The following is a 3,233-nucleotide window of genomic DNA, read 5'->3' as shown; positions in this document are numbered from 1 at the left end:
TCCTTACCCGACTTGCCGATTCAATACGCAGATTTTGCCCACTGGCAGCGTGAGTGGCTACAGGGACACGTTTTAGAGACGCAGCGAGCCTACTGGCGATCGCAGTTGCAAGACCTTCCCGTGCTGGATTTGCCGACAGATTACCCCCGATCGCCCAGCCAAACCTATCGGGGTGCCGTTCAGGCGATCGTCCTGTCTCAACCCCTAACAGCAGCGCTAGAAACACTGAGCCAACAGGAAGGCGTTTCTCTGTTCATGGTCTTGCTGGCAGCGTTTCAGACGTTGCTCTATCGCTACACGGGACAGACCGATATCGTCGTGGGGTCGCCGATCGCCAATCGCAACCGCAGCAAGTTAGAAAACCTGATTGGCTTCTTTGTGAACAGTTTGGTGCTGCGCACAAATCTAGATGGAAATCCCACGTTTCGAGTGCTCCTGCATCGCGTGCGAGAGGTCACACTCAGCGCCTACGCCCATCAAGATTTGCCGTTTGAAAAACTTGTTCAAGATCTGCATCCGCAGCGCGATCTCAGCCGTCATCCGCTGTTTCAGGTGGCGATCGCGCTGCAAAACACGCCGATTGAGGCGCTGAAATTACCAGAACTGACGCTAGAGCGCTTTGATGTTGAGATAGGCACCACGCGATTGGATTTGGAATTTCACCTGTGGCAAAGCCCAACCGGACTGCGCGGACAGATCACCTACAGCACGGATTTATTTGAGCCAGCGACGATCGCCCGTTTCCTAGGACACTTCCAAACCCTTCTAGACGGCATTATTCAGCAGCCCGATAGCCCGCTTTCAGATCTGCCAATCTTGACCGCACCCGAACGACAGCAATTGCTGATCGAATGGAATCAGCCCGCTCAGACTTCAGACCTCAGACTTCAGACTTTTCCCTGTCTGCATCACCTGTTTGAACATCAAGCAAATCAGACGCCGGAGGCGATCGCGCTGGTGTTTGAAACCGTTCAATTGACCTATGCAGAATTAAATGCTCGAAGTAACCAACTGGCTGATTATTTGCAGCAGTTGGGCGTCGGTCCAGAGGTGCTAGTGGGAGTTTGCCTTGAGCCATCGCCCAACGTGATCGCGGCAATTCTTGCTGTTTGGAAAGCGGGAGGAGCCTACGTACCGCTCGATCCAGCCTATCCGCAAGAGCGATTGACGTTCATGCTGGAGGATACGCAGCTTTCAATTCTGATTACACAAGCGGATGGAACGATCGCCACCGCCGGACTGCAAACAGTGTGCCTTGATCGTGACTGGCACGCGATCGCTCAGCACAGTCCGGCAAATCCCAAACGCACGGCAGCAGCGGACAATTTGGCATACGTGATCTATACCTCCGGCTCGACTGGACAGCCCAAAGGCGTGCTAATTGAGCATCGCGGCTTAGCGAATTTAGCGCAGGCGCAAGACGTTTTTCGGCTGAAACCGAGCGATCGCGTGCTGCAATTTGCTTCACTCAGCTTCGATGCCTCAATTTTTGAAATCGCGATGGCAATTCAGGCAGGCGCTGCGCTCTACCTCGCCCAAAAAGACGCGCGGATGGGAGCCGCCCTAGACGCCTTTTTGCGGAATAACGCCATTACCGCTGTCACGCTGCCGCCCACGGTCCTGCGATCGCTCACAGAAAATCTGCCTGCCCTGCATACGATCATCAGCGCTGGCGAATCCTGCTCCTCCGAAATCGTCGATCGCTGGCTAGCCCCCAATCGCCGCGTCTTCAACGCCTACGGACCCACTGAAGCCACCGTTTGGTCTACGATCGCGCTCCTGCAAACCCGCGACACCCAACCCACGATCGGTCGAGCGATTCCCAACACGCACATTTATATTTTGGATGCGCATCGTCAGCCTGTGCCGATCGGCGTTCCTGGTGAACTCTACATCGGCGGGATCGGTGTCGCACGCGGCTACCTGAATCGCCCCGATTTAACGGCTGAACGATTTATCACCGTTGAATGCTCAAGTTTGAATTCTGAATTAGACGATGCGGATAGCCATTCAAAATTCAAAATTCAACATTCAAAACTCTACAAGACGGGCGATCGTGCCCGCTACCGTCCCGACGGCACGATCGAATTTCTGGGTCGCACGGATGAGCAAATTAAGCTGCGCGGTTACCGAGTTGAGCTAGGCGAAATTGAAGCCGCACTCGTTCAGCATCCAGCCGTTCGAGAAGCAGCGATCGTGTTGAGCGCAGAAAATCCACATCTGGTGGCTTATGTCGTCTTTCATTCCAATCACTCCTCCACGACTCAAGAGCTACGCGGCTATTTACAGGCAAAATTACCCGCGTATTTAATTCCATCTGCCGTGGTTGTGCTGGAGTCGTTACCGCTGACGCCAAACGGTAAGGTAGACCGGACTGCGCTGCGGAGACAGAATCCTCGTTCCACCACGGAGTGGGTTGCGCCGCAAACGCCAACTGAAAAAAAGCTGGCAGAGTTGTGGACGCAGCTTCTAAACGTGGAATCCGTTGGCGTGACCGATCACTTTTTTGAATTGGGAGGAGATTCGCTGCTAGCCGTGCGCTTGATCGATCGCATCGCGCAGCAGTTCCAGCAGTCATTGCCCGTATCGACGCTGTTTTTGGCTCCAACGATCGCTCAGCTAGCCACTCTGCTAGATCAGACTGCTGCCTGTTCAACGCCTGCGGCATCATCTTGGTCGCCGCTGGTGCCGCTGAAAGCTAAAGGAGCAACGCGCCCGTTTTTCTGCATTCATCCGATTTTCGGCACCGTTTTTCCCTATTGGGAACTGGCGCAGCAGCTCAGTGAGGATCAGCCGTTTTATGCCCTGCAACCGATCGGTCTGGACGCAAAGCAGCAACCGCTGACCCGAATCGAAGACATGGCTGCGCAGTACATTCAGGCGGTCCAGACGATTCAGCCGCGTGGACCTTATCTGTTAGGCGGTTGGTCGTTCGGAGGCTTGGTTGCCTTTGAAATGGCTCAGCAGCTTCAACAAGCAGGAGAGTCGGTGGCGCTATTAGCGATTATCGACACGCTGGCTCCGATCCCTGCCAACCAGCCTTCTCTAGTGGATGCCCTAAAGTTTCTTCTGACGACGGCAGTTCGGTCATCGCTTCCGTTCCTGCTGGACTACGGCTCACTGCTTGCGGCACCGCGTAGATCGCGTCCTTCTTGGTATTCCCGGCTGCAGTGGTCGGCGATCGCGGCTCTGATGCCCGAAGACACTCGTCTCCGCATGCTGGACGAGGTGAC

At 54.9% G+C, this 3,233-nt stretch carries 1 protein-coding gene; it reads left to right on the top strand.

The annotated features are described in order from the left end of the window. Positions 1–3,233: amino acid adenylation domain-containing protein (locus H6F43_RS05555; protein ID WP_190341494.1), on the top strand; the 3,233-nt coding region annotated here is incomplete at both ends.

The sequence above is a fragment of the Leptolyngbya sp. FACHB-36 genome, from assembly GCF_014695955.1.
Lineage (GTDB): Bacteria > Cyanobacteriota > Cyanobacteriia > Leptolyngbyales > Leptolyngbyaceae > FACHB-36.
This window is presented reverse-complemented; position numbering and strand designations above follow the sequence as displayed.